A 17,744-nucleotide genomic window follows, 5' to 3' on the forward strand; every position below is an offset into this window, starting at 1 on the left:
GCGCCGGATCAGGGGCGCGGCCCGAGGCCGGCGGCCACGGAGTGCGCGGCGGCCGAGGGTGTGTCCCCGGCCGCCACGGCGAAGTCCCGCAGCGTTCCGGCGAGCACGTCGTCGGGAGCGTACTCACCCAGGAAGTAGCCCGCGCCGGCCAGTTGGGCGAGGCCGTGCATGGAGCCGAAGAGCTGACGCACCAGCAGGTCGGGGTCGGCGTCCGCCCGGAAGCGGCCCGCCTCGACGCAGCGACGGATCGCGTCACGCGGGAAGCGCAGCATGAACGTACCGATCCGCCGGTCCTCGTCGGACAGTTCGAACCCGGCGAGGACCGAGCCGCCGAACATCACGGCGTACACGTCGGACTCGGCGCGGGCGAACTCCTGGTAGACGCGGCAGAGTCCGGCGAGCCCGGCGACGGGGTCGGCGGGATCGGCGCGGCGGCACTCCTCCTGGACCCGTGCGCCGAACCGGGCGAAGCCCTCCCGCATCACCTCGCGCACCAGAGCGGGCATCGAGCCGAAGTGGGTGTAGACGGCCATCGTCGACGCGCCGACCGCCTTGACCAGGCGTCGGGCGCTCAGCGCCGCCGGGCCCTGCTCGGCCAGGACGCGCGCGGCCTCGTCGAGGAGACGCCGGCGGACGTCGGCCGGCTCCCGTCCGCCGGTCGTGCGCCCGCTCGGGTTGCCGGTTGACATCCGCGCAGCATAACGCTGTGATGGCTATAACAGCGTTATGCTGTCCTGCCGAAAAAGACCGCGCGCCGCCCGTATACGGGAATGCCGGTCAGCCCCGCGTGGTTGCCGAAGGCGGCGGGGCGCAGCGGCGGGACGGGGGTCCACCGCTGCGCCCCGCCGCTTTCGGATGCCGTGGGCGCCCCGCGCCCTGTGGCGCGTCCGGAGCGTGTCCTGCCTAGAAGCCGAGCTTGCGCAGCTGGCGCGGGTCGCGCTGCCAGTCCTTGGCGACCTTCACGTGCAGGTCGAGGAAGACGGGCGTGCCGAGCAGCGCCTCGATCTGCTTGCGGGACTTGATGCCGACGTCCTTCAGCCGCTTGCCCTTGGGGCCGATGATGATGCCCTTCTGGCTGGGCCGCTCGATGTAGACGAACGCGTGGATGTCGAGCAGCGGCTTGTCGGCGGGCCGGTCCTCGCGGGGCAGCATCTCCTCGACCACGACGGCGATGGAGTGCGGCAGCTCGTCGCGGACGCCCTCCAGCGCGGCCTCGCGGATCAGCTCGGCGACCATCACCTGCTCGGGCTCGTCCGTCAGGTCGCCCTCGGGGTAGAGCGCGGGCCCCTCGGGCAGCAGCGGCACGATGAGGTCGGCGAGCAGGCCGACCTGCTGGTCGCCGACGGCGGAGACGGGCACGATCTCGGCCCACTCGAAGCCCAGCTCCTTGCCGAGCTGGTCGATGGCGATGAGCTGCTCGGCCAGCGTCTTGCTGTCGACGAGGTCCGTCTTGGTGACGATCGCGATCTTCGGCGTCTTCTTGATGGAGGCCAGTTCCTTGGCGATGAACCGGTCGCCGGGGCCGAGCTTCTCGTTCGCCGGCAGACAGAAGCCGATGACGTCGACCTCGGCCCAGGTGGTGCGCACGACGTCGTTCAGCCGCTCGCCGAGCAGCGTGCGCGGCTTGTGCAGGCCGGGGGTGTCGACCAGGATCAGCTGGGCGTCCGGCCGGTGCACGATGCCGCGCACCGTGTGCCGGGTGGTCTGCGGCTGGTCGGCGGTGATCGCCACCTTCTTGCCGACCAGAGCGTTCGTGAGGGTGGACTTGCCCGCGTTGGGGCGGCCGACGAAGCAGGCGAAGCCGGCGCGGTGGACGGCCTCGGACGGCTCGGCTGATGACGGGGTACGAACGCTCATGGCGCCCATTGTCCCTGATCCCGGGAGCGCCGCCGTACCGTGCGGCCCCCGCCGTGGGCCGGGGCCGGGAAAACAGCGGCTTCGGCGCGCCCGTCCCCGTCCTCGGACCGGCGCTACTCGCCCGCGGCCACCCGGGACCTGACCTCGCCGTCGGGCCCCGCCAGGAACACCGGCACACCGGCCCCGCCGAGGTCCCGCACCGCGGCAAGGTCCTCCGCGGGCAGCTCCGGCGCGCCGGAGACGACCGCCGCGGCCTCCAGGGACTCGGCGCCCGAGGCGACCGCCATCGCCACGGCCGTCCGCAGCGCGGACAGCCGCAGCGAGTCGAGCGCGACGGTCCCCGCCACGTACGTACGTCCCGTCTCGTCCCGCACGGCCGCGCCCTCGGGCACAGCGTTGCGGGCCCGGGCGGAGCGGGCGAGGGTGACGATCTTGCGGTCCTCGGGACCGAGGTCGGTGCTCTGCGTCATGGCACGAGCATAAGGAGGCGCGGACCGGCCGGCGGGCCCCGGGTGGATCAGCCCGCGACCGAGCGGATCGCCTCGCGGCGTCCCTCGGCCGAGGCCAGCCACGCCAGCTTGCCCGCCGTGTCGGTCTCGGCGTCAGGCAGCGGGGTGTGCAGCACGATGGTGAGGTCGGGCCGCGCGGGCACCTTCAGCTGCGTGGACTCCAGGAACAGCGTGCCCGCGACCGGATGCTCGATCTCCTTGGCGACCTGCCCGCCGGGCATGATGTCGCGTCGCTCCCACAGCTCGGCGAACTCCGCGCTCACCGCCTTGGCCTCGGCGATCACCGCGGCGAAGCCGTCGTCCCCGGGCTGGTCCGAGCACGCGGCCCGGTACATGGCCACCACCTGGGGCGCGTTGCGCTCCCAACTGCTGGCGCGAGCGCGGTAGATGGGGTCGGCGAAGAAGGTGAGCAGGCAGTTCTCGGAGGTCTCCGAGCGCATGCCGAGCACGGAGGCGGCCGCGTCGTTGTACATGACGCAGTTCCAGTACGCGTCCATGATGTGCGCCGGGTAGGGCATCCACGTGTCGATGATCCGGCGCAGGCCCGCGCACATGTTCATGTCGTCCCGCGCGACCTCGGGCGGCGGCGGGTTGAGTCCGGCCAGCACGTACAGATGGCGCCGCTCGGCGCCGCTGAGCCGCAGGACGCGCGCCACGGCGTCCAGGACCTGCGGGGACACGGAGATGTCCCGGCCCTGCTCCAGCCACTGGTACCAGGACGCCCCGACGCCGGCGAGCACGGCGACCTCCTCGCGGCGCAGCCCCGGCGTGCGCCGCCGCCCGCCACCGCCCGGCAGGCCCGCCTCCTCCGGGGTGATCCGCGCGCGGCGGCTCATCAGGAACTCCCGCAGCTCCCCCAGCCTGCGCGCCTTGGAACTCTCCGCGACGTACGGCGTCTCTGAGGTGTCCGAGGTATCCGAGGTGTCCGCGACCGATGCTGACGACATGTGTGGCGCTCCCCCAAGCCCTGACTGGTGTTCCGACCACCAGCATAAGTTCCCGCTCCCCAGCGTTGTTCCGGCTGCCGCAGGCTCATGGCCATGGCGATCGACACCTCACCCGCTCCCTCTCCCCAAGCCGCACCGCCGGCGCCGCACCCCCACGGCCCCGCGCTCTCCTCCCGTGACCGGCTCGTCCTCTTCGTCCTGTGCGCCGCGCAGTTCATGGTCTCGCTGGACTTCTCCGTGCTGAACGTGGCGCTGCCGGTGCTCGGCGCCGATCTGGGCATGAGTCACTCCGCGCTCCAGTGGGCGGTCACCGCCTTCGCGCTGCCCTCGGGCGGCTTCCTCCTCCTCTTCGGCAGGATGGGCGACCTGTTCGGGCGGCGCAGGCTCTTCCTCGCCGGGCTCGCGCTGTTCGGCCTGGCGTCGCTGCTCGCCACGTTCGCGTGGGACCCGGCGTCGTTCCTGGCCGGGCGGGCGCTGCAGGGCGTGGGCGCGGCGGCCATCGTGCCCACCGGCATGTCCCTGCTGACCACGACCTTCCCCGAGGGCCCGCAGCGCGACCGGGCGCTCGGCATCTCCGGCACGCTGCTCTCGCTCGGCTTCACGGTCGGCATGGTGCTCGGCGGCGTACTGACCGACACCCTCGGCTGGCGCTCCACGATGGGCCTGCTGACCCTCTTCGCGCTGATCGTGCTGCCGCTGGCGCCCCTGCTGCTGCGAGAGTCCCGCACCCCGGAGCGCCCGCGCCTGGACCTGCCCGGGGCCGCCACGGTCACCGGCGGTCTCCTCGCCCTGATCTACGCCCTGTCCACGGCCGCCGAGCGCGGCTTCGGCGGCACCGACGTGATCGTCACGCTAATGGCGGGCGTGGTGCTGCTCACGGCGTTCGGCTACGTGGAGTCGCGGGCCGCGGCCCCGCTGGTCTCCCTGCCCATGCTGCGGCGCCGCACGGTGGCGTGGGGCAACCTCGCCGGGCTCGTCACCTTCTCGATGATGTCGACGGTCGTCTTCGTGCTGACCCTCTACCTCCAGGAGGTCCTGCGCCTCTCGGCCTTCGAGACGGGCATGGTCTTCGGCGTGCAGGGCGTCCTGTCGGTGGTCGCCGGGATGTACGCGCCGAAGGTCATCGGCCGCTTCGGGGCGCGCCGCACCCTGGTCGGATCGCTGCTGGGCCAAGGCCTGTTCGTGGCGACGCTGCTCGGCATCGGCGAGAGCGGCTGGTCGGCGTACCTGGCCACGGCGGCGGTGTCGGTGGCGAGCATGTTCCACCTGGGCGCCATCGTCGCGTACGGCGTGACGGTCACCTCCGGGGTCCCCGACGAGGAGCAGGGTCTGGCGACGGGCCTGGTCACCTCGACCCAGCAGGTGGGCATCACGATCGGCATCCCGCTGCTCGGCGTCCTCGCGACGACCGCGGCGGACCTGCTCACGGGCGTCCGGACGGTCCTGCTCATCGACGCGCTGGCGGTACTCGCGGCGGCGGCAGCGGTCTTCGCGGGCCTGCGCCGCGGCGCCGCCCGCGCCTGACGGTGCCGACGACGGCCCGCCGCTCAGCGGCGGGCCGTCGCCCCGTGCGGCGCGCGGCGGGGCACGGCGGCGGGAGCCGGCGCCCACACCATCGCACGGACCATTCCACTCCGAGGTCCTTTGCCGGGCAGCCCGGAGCGGGAGAGTGCGCCCGCGTACCAGCAGTCGCTCAGGGGCGGTCTAGGCGCAGTCGTTGTGCTCGGGGCAGGCCCGCGACCACCAGGTCGTACGAGTCCTCGATCAGCTCCCTGAGCTGCTGGTCCGGGAGGGCGCCGTCGACCGTGACGGTGTTCCAGTGGCGCTTGTTCATGTGCCAGCCGGGGACGATCTCGGAGTGTGCGGCCCGCAGCTGCACCGCCATGTCCGGATCGCACTTGAGGTTGACGGTCAGCGGGCTCCCGGCGAGGGCCGAGAGCGCGAACATCTTCCCCGCCACCTTGAAGACCGAGGTCTCCGGCGTGAACGGGAAGTCCTCCACCGCGTCGTTGAAGGACAGGCAGAACGAGCGCAGTTCCTCGGGCGTCATCCGGCTTCCTCCTCCTCGGTCGCGCCCGCGGGCTCGACCGGCTCCACGAGCACCGTGACGATCTTGTTGCGGCGGCCGGCCGCCGACTCCGCGGTGAGGGTCAGCTCCCGGCCGTCCGGCAGCGGCACGACCGCCGACGCGCCCGCGATCGGCACGCGGCCCAGCTGCTTGGCGAGCAGGCCGCCGACCGTCTCCACGTCCTCGTCGTCGAACGCGTCGAGGCCGAACAGCTCCCCGAGGTCGCCGATGTCGAGGCGGGCCGTCACGCGGTAGCAGCCGTCGGCCAGCTCCTCCACGGGCGGCAGCTCGCGGTCGTACTCGTCGGTGATCTCGCCGACGATCTCCTCCAGGATGTCCTCGATGGTCACGATGCCGGCCGTGCCGCCGTACTCGTCGATGACCACGGCCACGTGGTTGCGCTCCTGCTGCATCTCGCGCAGCAGGTCGCCCGCGTTCTTCGTGTCCGGCACGAAGGTCGCCGGGCGCATCGCGGTCGACACCAGCTCGGACTCGCTGTCGCGGTTGATGTGCGTCTTGCGGGCCAGGTCCTTCAGATACACCATGCCGACGATGTCGTCCTCACTCTCCCCCGTCACGGGTATGCGCGAGAAACCGGAGCGCAGCGCGAGGGTGAGGGCCTGGCGGATCGTCTTGAAGCGCTCGATGGCGACCAGGTCGGTGCGGGGCACCATCACCTCGCGCACCAGGGTGTCGCCCAGCTCGAAGACGGAGTGCACCATGCGGCGCTCCTCGTCCTCGATCAGGGACTCCTTCTCGGCGAGGTCGACCATCGCGCGCAGCTCGGCCTCGGAGGCGAACGGGCCGCGCCTGAAGCCCTTGCCGGGGGTGAGGGCGTTGCCGATGAGGATGAGCAGGGGCGGGATCGGGCCCATGATCCGGGCCAGCGGCAGCAGGACGTACGCCGCCGCGGTCGCGGTGTTCATCGGGTGCTGGCGGCCGATGGTGCGCGGCGAGACGCCGACGGCCACATAGCTGACGAGGACCATCACCCCGATGGCGACCGCCAGGGCCTCCCAGGTCGCGGTGAACTCCTGCAGGCAGGCGTACGTCACGAGGGCCGAGGCGGCCATCTCGCACGCCACCCGCACGAGCAGCGCCACGTTGAGGTAGCGGGTGGGGTCGGCGGCGACCTGCGCGAGTTTCGCGCTGCCCCGGCGCCCGGAGCGCACCGCCTCGTCCGCGCGGAAGCTGGAGACGCGGGCGATGCCCGCCTCGGCGCAGGCCGCGAGCCATGCCACGACGACCAGGGCGACGGCCCCGGCGATCAGCTGGAAGCTCATGGCGCTACGAGACGGTGGGCGCCGGGGAGGGACCGGTGAGGCCCTTCTCGGCACGCCAGCCGTCGACGATGGCGGCCTGCAGGCCGAACATCTCGGCCTTCTCGTCGGGCTCCTCGTGGTCGTACCCGAGCAGGTGCAGCACGCCGTGGACGGTCAGGAGCTGGAGCTCCTCGTCCATGGAGTGCTGCGTCGGCGCCTCCTTGCCCTGCCGCACGGCGACCTCGGGGCAGAGCACGATGTCGCCGAGGAGGCCCTGCGGGGGCTCGTCGTCGTCCTTCATGGGCGGCCGCAGCTCGTCCATGGGGAAGGACATGACGTCCGTGGGCCCCGGCAGGTCCATCCACTGGATGTGCAGCTGCTCCATGGCGTCGGTGTCCACGACGATCACCGACAGCTCGGAGAGCGGGTGGATGCGCATCCGCGCGAGGGCGTAGCGGGCGATGTCGAGGATCGCCTGCTCGTCGACCTCGGTTCCGGATTCGTTGTTGACGTCGATCGACATGGTGGTGCTGGTCTACTTCCCGTCGCGGCTGTCGTGCTGCTCGTACGCGTCGACGATACGGCCGACCAGCTTGTGCCGGACGACATCGTGGGACGTGAGCCGGGAGAAGTGGATGTCCTCCACGCCCTCCAGGATCTGCTGGACCTCGCGCAGACCGCTCTTGGTGCCGCCGGGCAGGTCGACCTGGGTGACGTCACCGGTGATGACGATCTTCGAGTCGAAGCCGAGCCGGGTCAGGAACATCTTCATCTGCTCGGCGCTGGTGTTCTGCGCCTCGTCGAGGATGATGAAGGCGTCATTCAAGGTGTTGTGCGTCAGCAGGTAATCCTGCGTGACGTACAGCGAGTCCTCGGCGGCCACCTGGATACAGACGGCCTCCTCCCGGCCTGCGGGCTCGATGCTGTCGATGAAGCGCATCGGACGCCCGCCGCCGCCGGCCGCGTGATACTTGTCGCGCTTGCGGGTGAGGCGGAATGGCTCGATGCCTTCCGGGAGGCGGATGTCGACCACGTGCGCGTCACGCCGATGGGCGGCCAGCGCGGAGCCCTGCTCGCGGCCCTCAGCCGGGCGGCGTCGGGTGTAGGCGACGCCGCCGAGGGACTGGACCAGCGCGATCACGTCGTCCCGCAGCACGATCGACGTGGTCGAGTACTGGACACGGCAGGTGCGGTCGGTCTGGGCAACCGGGCCGCCGTCCGAGTCGAGCAGGCCCTGCAGCACCGCGAGACGGACTTCCGCGGTGTTGTACCGGTAGTCGTCCGGCACGAACTTGGAACAAGAACGACTGCCGACAAGGTCCAGTTCACGCAGGATGCGGGTGACCGGGTTCTCCAGAGTGACCACGTCACCAGGCGACTTCACCCTGTTCAACACGTAATCCGGGCCGCTCTTGTGCCGGACGGTGACTCCCGGAAGCGCCGCCTCCAGGGCCTGGGCGAGCTCGTGGTCCTCGGTGGCGAACGACGGAGTGGTGGAGCCGGTCAGGCAACCGTCACCGAGAAGCAGGCCGAGCGCGTACGGATCCATGGGGACCGTGCGCTCGGGGAACGCCACGGGTGCGGTGAGCATCGGCAGCTCGTACCGGCGGGCGTGCGCCGCTCGCAGGTTGCCGATCATGTCCCGGGTCTCCAGGACGCGCCACGGCTTGTCACGGCGCTTGTCCGAGGCCGTCCTGACCGTCCACAGATGCTCACCGCAGCACAGCGTCCACGAGCCGTCCTGAGCGGTAACGCGGTAGATGTCCTTCTCGCCCTGCGGATAGACACCGAGAACCGGAGTCGGCTCACCGTTGGAACCGATGACGAGGTCGCCGACCCGCAGGTCACCGATGGGACGCCAGCCATCCGGGGTCAGGACGTTGGTGAAGCGAGGCTGCGCACGGCCCCGCATGTAGGCGAGGGGGGCCACCTCGATGGTGCCCGCCGCCATCAGGCGCGGGATCGAGTCGGGGTCGAGCATGTCGTGCAGCGCGTCGTAGAGCGGGCGCAGGTACGGGTCGATCTTCTCGTACAGGGTGCCGGGCAGGAAGCCCAGGCGCTCGCCGGCCTCGACCGCGGGGCGGGTCAGGATGATGCGGTTGACCTGCTTGGACTGCAGGGCCTGCACGGCCTTGGCCATGGCGAGGTAGGTCTTGCCCGTGCCGGCGGGGCCGATGCCGAAGACGATGGTGTGCTTGTCGATCGCGTCGACGTACCGCTTCTGGTTCAGCGTCTTGGGGCGGATGGTGCGGCCGCGGGAGGAGAGGATGTTCTGCGTGAGGACCTCGGCGGGGGTCTCCTGGTCGCCGCCGCCGTTCTCGTCCGCCCTCAGCATGGCGATCGAGCGTTCCACTGCGTCCTCCGTCATCGGCTGACCGGTGCGGAGCACCAGCATCATCTGGTCGAACAAGCGCTGGATGAGGGCGACTTCGCGGGCCGTGCCCACGGCGCTGATCTCATTGCCCCGGACATGGATGTCGGCCGCCGGGAAGGCCTTCTCGATCACCCGCAGGAGAGCGTCGCCGGAACCGAGGACGGTCACCATGGGATGCTTCGCCGGGACCGTGAAGTGGGCTCGCGCCTCGTCCTGGCCTGCGGGGGGAGTGATGGGTGTCTGCGTCATGGGCCGGCTCTGAAGGCCTGCTCATCCTCCTCGTGCGGGGCGGGGGCCGCGTGGCCTTGCGGTTCCAGGGTACGACGGCGCTGCCGCTGTGCCGTAGGGGATTTCGTGCCGCCGCTGCGCGGCGGATGCTTTCCCACCCACCCGCCCGTTTGCCCCGGGTCCAGTCCTTGCCGAAACCCTCTTCCCCCCTACGCCTGCCTGAAGCCGATCGTCGGGACCGCTCGGCGTAGGGGCCAGGGGCGGCTCTGGGCCGGGAGCAGGGTTTCCAGGAAGCTGTAGCGGCGCAGCGCCACCGGGTCCTGCTCGTCGAACTCGCTCACCCGCCGCCACCAGGCGCCGACCTCCGCCCAGCCGGGCGCGGACAGAGACCCGCCGAACTCCTGCACGGAGAGCGCCGCCGTGAGGCCCGCGAAGGCCAGCCGGTCGGCCAGCGGCCAGCCGGCGAGGGTCCCGGTGACGAAGCCCGCCACGAAGACGTCACCCGCCCCGGTCGGGTCCAGCGCCTCCACCTCGATCGCGGGCACCTCCGCCGTCTCCCCGGTCCGCCGGTCCACCGCGTAGGCGCCCTCCGCGCCGAGGGTCACCACGGCCAGCGGCACGTGCTCGGTCAGCGCCCGTGCGGCGGCCCGGGGGCACGAGGTGCGCGTGTACCGCATCGCCTCTTCCGCGTTGGGCAGGAACGCCTCGCAGTGCCGCAGGTCGGGGAGGGTGGCGAGGTCCCAGCGTCCGGTGTCGTCCCAGCCGACGTCGGCGAAGATCCGGGTGCCGGTGGCGGCGGCGCGGGCGATCCAGGGGGCGGGGGTGCCGGGGGTCAGCGAGGCGACGGCGGCCCTGGCCCGGGGCGGGCAGGAGGGGGCGCCGCCGTCCGGGGCGTCGGCGTCCGGCGGCGGCTCGTGGCCGTGGCTGACCATGGTCCGCTCGCCCTCGTACGCCATGGAGACGGTCACCGGGGTGTGCCAGCCGGCGACGGTGCGCGACGAGGTGAGGTCGATGCCCTCGCCCCCTTCGAGCGCGTCCCAGCAGTACTCCCCGTAGTGGTCGTCGCCGAAGGCGGCGGCCAGGGAGGTGTGCAGACCGAGCCGGGCGAGCGCGGTCGCCATGTTGGCGACGCCGCCGGGGCTCGACCCCATGCCGCGCGCCCAGGACTCGGTGCCGCGCACCGGCGCGGAGTCGAGGCCGGTGAAGATGATGTCGAGGAAGACCGTGCCGGTGAGGTAGACGTCGCAGGCCGGATCGCCGGCTCTGCGGGACGCCTTCAGCGGGTCGACGGTGGGCTCTATGGATACGACCATGCAGGCAACGTAACGGACGAGGCGCCCGAGGTCCCGGGTTCTGTGATCGTCGCGTCGCCCGGCGCTACCAGCGCGGCACGGCAGGGGTCGTCCAGGCGGGGTCCGCGACCCGCATCGCGGCGGTGTCGTCCCGCTCCCGCAGGGCGCGGAAGTCCTCGTCCAGCCAGCGCGCGTGCAGGGCGGCGAGCTTGTCCCGGTCGAGTTCGACGCCGAGTCCGGGGCGGTCGGTGACGGCGATCCGGCCGGCCACGAACGGCAGCCGCTCGCGCAGCACGTCCTCGGCCTGCCAGGGGTAGTGCGAGTCGCAGGCGTGGTGGAGGTCGGGCACGGTCGCCGCCACGTGTGTCATCGCGGCGAGGCTGATGCCCAGGTGCGTGTTGGAGTGCATGGAGACGGCGACATCGAACGTCCGGCAGACCGCGGCCAGTTCGCGGGTGCGCCGCAGGCCGCCCCAGTAGTGGTGGTCGCAGAGCACCACCTGCACGGCGTCCTCGGTGAAGGCCCGCGGTATCTCCGCGAAGGTCGTCACGCACATGTTCGTGGCGAGCGGCACCGAGGTGCCCGCCGCGACCCGGGCCATGGCGGGGGTGCCGAGCGCGGGGTCCTCCAGGTATTCGAGTACGTCGGCGAGTTCGGCGGCGACCCGCAGCGAAGTCTCCACCGACCAGGCGCCGTTGGGGTCCAGGCGCAGCGGCCTGCCCGGGAAGGCCTCGGCGAGGGCGCGGATCGCGGCGATCTCCTCGTCCGGCGGGAAAACGCCACCCTTGAGCTTGAAGGAGCTGAAGCCGTGGCGCTCGGCGAAGAGGCGGGCCTGGGCGACGATGCCGGCCGGGTCGAGGGCGGCGCCCCAGCCGTCGTCGGGCTCGCTCGCGCGGCCCGGGGGATGTTCGGCCCACTTGTAGAAGAGGTACGCGCTGTACTCCACGGTGTCGCGCACCTTGCCGCCGAGCAGGGCGTGCACCGGCAGCCCGAGCGCCTTGCCGAGCGCGTCCAGGCAGGCCACCTCGAAGCCGGAGACGACGGACAGGCGCAGCTTGTCGGCGCTCTGCACGCCGCGCAGCCCGCCGACGTCCACCGCGTCCTCCACCCGTGCGGCGTTCACGGCCGTGTCGTCCGCGAGTGTGAACAGCCGGTTCACGTCCGAGACGTCCGTGCCGACCAGCCGGGCGGCGAGCGGCCGCGCGATCTCCAGATACTTCGTGTCGCCGTACGTCTCCCCGACGCCGGTCTCCCCGCCCGCCGTGACCACTTCGACGACGAGGCGGGGGGTGTAGGGCTGATGGACGCCCTGGGTGTTGAGCAGCGGCGGATCGGCGACGAGGACCGGTGTGAGGCGGACGTCCGTGATGACCAGACTCTGTCCATACATGAGAACGGAGACTAGGTATGCGAACGGTTGGCCGTCAATGGTGCGGTGCCCGGGGAGGCGGCCGTCCGGCGCCGGTAGTAGTGCACGGTGACCGCGCCCAGCAGGGGGCCCCAGAGGAGCAACGGCGCGTAGACGACGTTGAGCAGCCAGATGCCCCAGGTGGTGGCGTCCAGGTCCGCGTGGAGCGAGGCGGCCACACCTCGCCCCAGCTCCGCACCAGTCCCAGGGTGAGGAAGGCGAGGACCTCGGAGACCAGGCTGAGGCCGACGAGGGCCAGTGAGGCCGGGCGCCCCCATCTGCTCGTACTCGGCGGGGGCGAGCCCCACGGGGACGCCCACGGCGATGGCCGACCGCCAGAGCGCCGAGGGCACATTGGTCCAGGCGGCGCCCACGGCGGCGCGCCGGGCCCAGCGGGGCACACCGGGCAATACCTTCGCTGTCAGCATGCGAGCCATGCTCGTCGCGGGGGCGCACGCCCACATCGCCCCGCGGGGCCATCCCCTCTCCCCCACGAGGCGGAACCACGTGTACGACGGTCCCGGGCGGGCCCGGGGTGCGCGGTCAGTCGAACGCGTAGGCCTCGACCTCGGCGAGGTAGCGCGCCCGCAGGGCCTCGTCCGCCGCGTCGCGGTCCAGGAAGGCCGCCTCGAAGGAGTTCCGCGCCAGGGTGCGCAGCCGCTCCTGGTCGATGCCGAGGGCCTCGCGCACGGCGTGGAAGGTGTCGTCGACGTACCCGCCGAAGTAGGCCGGGTCGTCGGAGTTGAGCGTGCACATCAGCCCGGCGTCCAGCATCCGCGCCAGCGGGTGCTCCTCCAGCGTGTCGATGGCGCGCAGCCGGACGTTGGAGAGCGGGCAGAGCGTGAGCGGCACGCGCTCGCGGACCAGACGCTCGACCAGCTCCGGGTCCTCCATGCAGCGCAGCCCGTGGTCGACGCGCTCGACGCGCAGCACGTCCAGGGCCTCGGTGATGTACGCGGGCGGGCCCTCCTCGCCGGCGTGGGCGACGAGCCGCAGGCCGAGGGCGGCGGCGGCCTCGTACACCTCCTTGAACTTGACCGGCGGGTGGCCGACCTCGGCCGAGTCGAGGCCGACGCCGATGATCCGGCCGAGGTGGGGCCTGGCCGCCTCCAGCGTCTCCATCGCGGACTCGGCGGACTCGTCGCGCAGGAAGCACATGATGAGCCGCGTGGAGACGCCGTGCCGCTCCTCGCTGCGCTCCAGCGCGCGGCTCAGGCCCTCGACGACGGTGGCGAGGGGGACGCCGCGCTTCATGTGGGCCTGCGGGTCGAAGAAGATCTCCGCGTGGCGCACGCCCTGGGCGGCGGCGCGGGTGAGGTAGGCGTCCGCGAGCTGCTCGAAGTCGGCCTCGGTGCGCAGCACGGCCATCAGGCCGTAGTAGAGGTCGAGGAAGGACTGGAGGTCGTCGAAGAGGTAGGCCTTGCGCAGTTCCTCGGTGTCGGCGTAGGGCAGGTCGACGTCGTTGCGCGCGGCGAGTTCGAAGGCCAGCTCGGGTTCGAGGGTGCCTTCGATGTGGAGGTGGAGTTCGGCCTTGGGGATCGGCATGGTGCGGTCTCGCTCAGTTCTGTGCTGTGGGGGGGGGGTGGGCTCAGGTGCGTTTGGGCAGGGGGACGCGGGACAGGTCGCGGGCGATGGTGAGTTCGCCCGTGAAACCGGCGGCGCGGGCCTGCTGTGCGTAGACGTCCGGGTCGGGGTAGCGCTGGCTGAAATGCGTCAGCACGAGATGGCGCACGCCCGCGTCGAGGGCCACCCGGGCGGCCTGACCCGCGGTCAGGTGCCCGTGGTCGGTGGCCAGTCGTACGTCCTCGTCCAGGAACGTCGACTCGATGACCAGCATGTCGCAGCCCTCGGCGAGCGCGTGGACGCCGTCGCAGAGCCGGGTGTCCATCACGAAGGCGAAGCGCTGCCCGCGCCGCGCCTCGCTGACCTCTTCCAGCGTGACACCGCCGAGGCTGCCCTGCCTCTGGAGCCGCCCGACGTCGGGTCCCTGGATGCCGCGCTCGGCGAGCAGGCGGGGCAGCATGCGGCGCCCGTCCGGCTCGACGAGGCGGTAGCCGTACGACTCGACGGGATGGGAGAGCCGCACCGCGTCGAGGGTGTAGGAGGGGCCGGTGGCCAGCGGCCCGTCGGCGGTGACCGGGGCCTCGGTGAGCGAGACGGTCTCGCGGTAGGCGGTCGCGTACCGCAGCCGGTCGAAGAAGCGCTGCCCGGAGGCCGGGTAGTGGGCGGTGACGGGGTGCGGGACCCGGTCGAGGTTGATGCGCTGGATCACTCCGGCGAGGCCCAGGGAGTGGTCGCCGTGGAAGTGCGTCACGCAGATCCGGTGCAGGTCATGGGCGGCGACCCCGGCGCGCAGCAGCTGCCGCTGCGTGCCCTCGCCGGGGTCGAAGAGGATGCCCTGGCCGTCCCAGAGCAGGACGTAGCCGTTGTGGTTGCGGTGCCGGGTCGGGACCTGGCTGGCGGTGCCGAGCACCACCAGTTCACGTGACGACAAGAGGAGCCGGCCCCGCTATCCGGGGGGCCACTGGAGGCCGCGGCCGCCCATGATGTGGGCGTGGGCGTGGAAGACCGTCTGTCCGGCGCCCGTACCGGTGTTGAAGACGGTGCGGTAGCTGTCCAGGCCCTCCGCCGCGGCGATCGCCTCGGCTTCCCGCAGCACGTCGGCGGCGATCTGCGGCTCGGCGGCGGCCAGCGACGCGGCGTCGGGGTGGTGCGCCTTGGGGATCACCAGGACGTGCGTGGGCGCCTGCGGGTTGATGTCGCGGAAGGCGACGGTCGTCTCGGTCTCGCGCACCACGGTCGCCGGCACCTCCCCCGCGGCGATCTTGCAGAACAGGCAGTCGCTTCGCGCTTCACCCGCCATGGGTCCGGCCTCCTCGTCAGCAGTGATCCGTACGCACGGAATGCTATCCCTCCGCGTCACGAGGGGGCGCGGCACCAGGGGAACACACCCCCTCGCGCGCGGGCGCGGGCGGGGCCACGGCGCCCCGGGGAGGTCCGGCGCCACCTCGGCCGGGTTCTCCCGCGGCGCGGCGAGCACGCTCCGTACCGCCTCGGCCAACCGCGAGTCGTGGCCCACCGCCTGGGGGTGGTCACCACCGTCCGGGGGCCGGCCGGGTCACCGGGTCATTTTCCCGGGACGCAGTCGCAGGTGGGGGTCGGCCGCGGGTGCGGAGTGACGGTCACCGTGACGGTGGTCGTGGGGCCGGGCTCCGGCTCGTCGTGGGCGGGCGGCGGCTGCGAGCCGGGCGGCGGGGAGGACGCGCCGCCGCCGGCCCCGCAGTTGCCGAGGACGTCGACGCGGAACCACTGCTTGCCGTCGACCTTCGCGGTGAGGTCCCCCCGTACGCATCTGCCGTTGACGACGGCGCGCACGGTGCCCTCGACGGTGATGTCCTTGCCGTCGTCGGACTCGCCCCGGCAGTCCACCTCGACCACGGCCTCGGGCGTCGGGGCGCCGCTCTTGGGGGTCACCCGGTCCCGGTAACGGGCGGTGCAGCTCAGCCACGCCACGTCCAGATGCCGGCGCTCCAGCTGCTTCGTGCCCAGCTGGTCGACGGTGAGCGAGACCGCCGAGGTGTTCAGGCCGCCGGCCACGGGGTCGCACGCCGTGACGCCGAGCGCGGCGGCGCCCGCGAGCCAGAGGGCGTACAGGATCGGGGTACGCCGTTTCCCTGCGTTCCGTTGCCGTAACCGCCTCAATGCCCCCATGGGCGGCAGAGTGCCACTTCGGGCGGCGGTGCGGTAGACCGCATGCGGCCATGTGCCGGCGGCCCGGCGAGGGCGGGCCCGTCAGGACCAGCGGCCGGTGCGGCCCAGGAGCAGCGCCGTCGCCGCCGTCCCCGCGGTCGAGGTGCGCAGCACGCTGCGGCCGAGACGGTACGGCTTCGCGCCGGCCTCGGCGAAGGCCGCCAACTCGTCCGGGGAGACGCCCCCTTCGGGTCCGACGACGAGCACGATCCGGCCGCTCGCCGGGAGTTCGGCGGTGGCCAGCGGCTCGCTGCCCTCCTCGTGCAGGACGGCCGCGAAGTCGGCGTCCGCGAGGAGGGCGGCGACCTGCTTGGTGGAGGCGGCGTCGGCCACCTCGGGGAAGCGGGCGCGGCGCGACTGCTTGCCCGCCTCGCGGGCGGTGGCCCGCCACTTGGCCAGCGCCTTGAGGCCGCGCTCGCCCTTCCACTGCGTGATGCAGCGCGAGGCGGCCCACGGCACGACGGCGTCGACGCCGGTCTCCGTCATGGTCTCGACGGCCAGTTCCCCGCGGTCGCCCTTGGGCAGCGCCTGGACGACGGTGATGCGGGGCGACTCCTCGGGCTCCTCGGTGACCGCGTCCATCCGTACGACGAGCCGGTCCTTGCCCTCGGTGTCCAGGACCACGCAGTGCGCCCAGCGGCCCGCGCCGTCGGTCAGGACGACGTCCTCGCCGGCGCGCAGCCGCTTCACGGAGACCGCGTGCCGCCCCTCGGGTCCTTCGAGCACGTAGTGTCCGTCGGCGCGCGCGTCGAAGTGCTCGACGACGAAGACGGGGGCGGTCACGGCGTGCCGTCCCGGTCCTCGCGGGCCGCCGCGTCCCTCGCCTCGGCCAGCTCGGCCGCGAGGACCTCCACGAGCTGCCCGGCGGGCAGCTCCCGGGCGAGGCGGTGGCCCTGTCCGGCCCACAGGGCCATGCCCTGGGCGTCCCCGGCCTTCGCGGCGGCCTTGCGCAGGCCGCTGGTCAGGTGGTGCACCTCGGGGTAGGCGGCGGGCGCGTACGGGCCGTGCTCGCGCATGAAGCGGTTGACGAGGCCGCGGGCGGGCCGCCCGGAGAACGCCCGGGTCAGCTCGGTCCGCAGGAAGAGCGGGTTGGTCATGGCCTGCTTGTGCAGCATGTTGGCGCCCGACTCCGGGGTGACCAGGAACGCCGTGCCGAGCTGCGCCGCGTCGGCGCCCGCCGCGAGCACCGCGGCGATCTGCGCGCCGCGCATCAGGCCGCCGGTCGCGACGAGGGGGATCTGCACGGTCTCGCGGACCTGCGTGACGAGGGAGAGCAGCCCGATCCCGGCGCCGTCGGCCTCGGGGTCGTCGCGGTGGGTGCCCTGGTGGCCGCCCGCCTCGACGCCCTGGACGCAGACCGCGTCGGCGCCGGCCCACTGGGCGGCCTGCGCCTCCTCGGGCGTGGTGACGGTGACGACGGTGAGGGTGCCGACGCGGGCGAAGGAGTCCAGGACGTCGCGGGTGGGGCAGCCGAAGGTGAAGGAGACGAGCGGCACGGGGTCGTCGAGGAGGATGGCGAGCTTGGCGTCGTAGCCGTCGTCGCGCCCGCTGTCGGGGTCGCCGAGCGGGGTGTCGTACCAGGTGGCCTCGCCGGCGAGCTGGCTGCGGTAGACGTCGACCGCGGCGGCGTCGGCGGTGTCGGGCTGCGGCATGAAGAGGTTGACGCCGAAGGGCCGCGAGGTCAGCCCCCGGACCTGCTTGATCTCCTCATACATCCCGTCGGCGGTCTTGTACCCGGCGGCGAGGAATCCCAGCCCCCCGGCCTCGGAGACGGCCGCGGCCAGCCGCGGACAGGACGCACCGCCCGCCATGGGGGCCTGCACGATCGGATGGCGGCAGAGCTCGGTCAGCACGGAGGACATACAAGCATCGTGCCATGCCCCACCCACCCCACCGAACGCCACCCCACAGCCCCCCGCAAGGGCCACGAGCCCGCCACACGCGGGCTCCGCCACGGGAAGCGAGAACCCCGTAAGGGGCACGAGGAACGGCGCGAGCAACCCCGTAAGGGGCGCGGGGAACGGCGCGAGCAACCACCCACAACCCGCA

General features: G+C 72.6%; 18 protein-coding genes. 1 reads left to right on the forward strand and 17 read right to left on the reverse strand.

Annotation, left to right across the window (positions count from 1 at the left end; genetic code table 11):
- Window positions 1-8: 8 nt before the first annotated feature.
- The 4 genes from ACZ516_RS03650 to ACZ516_RS03665 all read right to left on the reverse strand — a co-directional run bounded on the left by ACZ516_RS03650 (window position 9) and on the right by ACZ516_RS03665 (window position 3,202).
- Window positions 9-689: a TetR/AcrR family transcriptional regulator gene (locus tag ACZ516_RS03650; protein WP_361081007.1), complete on the reverse strand. Its 681-nt coding sequence runs from the start codon at window positions 687-689 to the stop codon at window positions 9-11.
- A gap of 214 nt (window positions 690-903) precedes the next feature.
- On the reverse strand, window positions 904-1,866 hold the full coding sequence (gene era, locus ACZ516_RS03655) for a GTPase Era (protein ID WP_467464725.1): 963 nt from the start codon (window positions 1,864-1,866) through the stop codon (window positions 904-906).
- Window positions 1,867-1,970: 104 nt separating this feature from the next.
- On the reverse strand, window positions 1,971-2,327 hold the full coding sequence (locus tag ACZ516_RS03660) for a cytidine deaminase (protein WP_358586385.1): 357 nt from the start codon (window positions 2,325-2,327) through the stop codon (window positions 1,971-1,973).
- A gap of 47 nt (window positions 2,328-2,374) precedes the next feature.
- Complete coding sequence (locus tag ACZ516_RS03665) at window positions 2,375-3,202, reverse strand: helix-turn-helix transcriptional regulator (protein ID WP_361081048.1); 828 nt, start codon at window positions 3,200-3,202, stop codon at window positions 2,375-2,377.
- A 204-nt stretch (window positions 3,203-3,406) separates the two neighbouring features.
- Here ACZ516_RS03665 and ACZ516_RS03670 point away from each other — a divergent pair, with 204 nt between their 5' ends.
- On the forward strand, window positions 3,407-4,837 hold the full coding sequence (locus ACZ516_RS03670) for an MFS transporter (RefSeq protein ID WP_469008291.1): 1,431 nt from the start codon (window positions 3,407-3,409) through the stop codon (window positions 4,835-4,837).
- 169 nt (window positions 4,838-5,006) lie between these two features.
- On the opposite strand, the gene ACZ516_RS03675 is transcribed toward ACZ516_RS03670, so the two are convergent.
- The 13 genes from ACZ516_RS03675 to ACZ516_RS03735 all read right to left on the reverse strand — a co-directional run bounded on the left by ACZ516_RS03675 (window position 5,007) and on the right by ACZ516_RS03735 (window position 17,557).
- A complete protein-coding gene (locus tag ACZ516_RS03675; protein WP_469008292.1) occupies window positions 5,007-5,363 on the reverse strand; it encodes an MmcQ/YjbR family DNA-binding protein in 357 nt (118 codons plus the stop codon).
- Window positions 5,360-6,664 carry a hemolysin family protein gene (locus ACZ516_RS03680; RefSeq protein ID WP_358585975.1) on the reverse strand — a complete coding sequence of 435 codons (1,305 nt, stop codon included), beginning with the start codon at window positions 6,662-6,664 and terminating at the stop codon, window positions 5,360-5,362. Before ACZ516_RS03680 ends, ACZ516_RS03675 begins: the two co-directional genes overlap by 4 nt.
- A gap of 4 nt (window positions 6,665-6,668) precedes the next feature.
- Window positions 6,669-7,166 carry an rRNA maturation RNase YbeY gene (gene ybeY, locus ACZ516_RS03685; RefSeq protein ID WP_358585977.1) on the reverse strand — a complete coding sequence of 166 codons (498 nt, stop codon included), beginning with the start codon at window positions 7,164-7,166 and terminating at the stop codon, window positions 6,669-6,671.
- Between the two features lie 12 nt (window positions 7,167-7,178).
- Window positions 7,179-9,266, reverse strand: a complete 2,088-nt coding sequence (locus ACZ516_RS03690) for a PhoH family protein (RefSeq protein WP_469008294.1) — start codon at window positions 9,264-9,266, stop codon at window positions 7,179-7,181.
- 188 nt (window positions 9,267-9,454) lie between these two features.
- Complete coding sequence (locus ACZ516_RS03695) at window positions 9,455-10,558, reverse strand: carbohydrate kinase family protein (RefSeq protein ID WP_358585981.1); 1,104 nt, start codon at window positions 10,556-10,558, stop codon at window positions 9,455-9,457.
- A 64-nt stretch (window positions 10,559-10,622) separates the two neighbouring features.
- The gene (locus tag ACZ516_RS03700) at window positions 10,623-11,927 is read right to left on the reverse strand and encodes a glucarate dehydratase family protein (protein WP_469008296.1); all 1,305 of its coding nucleotides are present in this window, start codon (window positions 11,925-11,927) and stop codon (window positions 10,623-10,625) included.
- Between the two features lie 11 nt (window positions 11,928-11,938).
- Window positions 11,939-12,124, reverse strand: a complete 186-nt coding sequence (locus ACZ516_RS03705; RefSeq protein WP_469008297.1) for a hypothetical protein — start codon at window positions 12,122-12,124, stop codon at window positions 11,939-11,941.
- Between the two features lie 364 nt (window positions 12,125-12,488).
- Entirely contained in the window at window positions 12,489-13,490 is a 1,002-nt protein-coding gene (locus tag ACZ516_RS03710) for an adenosine deaminase (protein ID WP_361075560.1), read from the reverse strand.
- A 43-nt stretch (window positions 13,491-13,533) separates the two neighbouring features.
- Entirely contained in the window at window positions 13,534-14,439 is a 906-nt protein-coding gene (locus ACZ516_RS03715) for a ribonuclease Z (protein WP_361075563.1), read from the reverse strand.
- A 15-nt stretch (window positions 14,440-14,454) separates the two neighbouring features.
- Window positions 14,455-14,808, reverse strand: coding sequence for a histidine triad nucleotide-binding protein (locus ACZ516_RS03720; RefSeq protein WP_358585989.1), 354 nt, complete (start codon window positions 14,806-14,808; stop codon window positions 14,455-14,457).
- A gap of 263 nt (window positions 14,809-15,071) precedes the next feature.
- Entirely contained in the window at window positions 15,072-15,656 is a 585-nt protein-coding gene (locus ACZ516_RS03725; RefSeq protein WP_469008299.1) for a hypothetical protein, read from the reverse strand.
- 81 nt (window positions 15,657-15,737) lie between these two features.
- A complete protein-coding gene (locus tag ACZ516_RS03730) occupies window positions 15,738-16,478 on the reverse strand; it encodes a 16S rRNA (uracil(1498)-N(3))-methyltransferase (protein WP_358585992.1) in 741 nt (246 codons plus the stop codon).
- The gene (locus tag ACZ516_RS03735; protein ID WP_469008300.1) at window positions 16,475-17,557 is read right to left on the reverse strand and encodes a nitronate monooxygenase; all 1,083 of its coding nucleotides are present in this window, start codon (window positions 17,555-17,557) and stop codon (window positions 16,475-16,477) included. Before ACZ516_RS03735 ends, ACZ516_RS03730 begins: the two co-directional genes overlap by 4 nt.
- Window positions 17,558-17,744 lie beyond the last annotated feature (187 nt).

It is taken from the genome of Streptomyces sp. NPDC034037 (assembly GCF_055575715.1).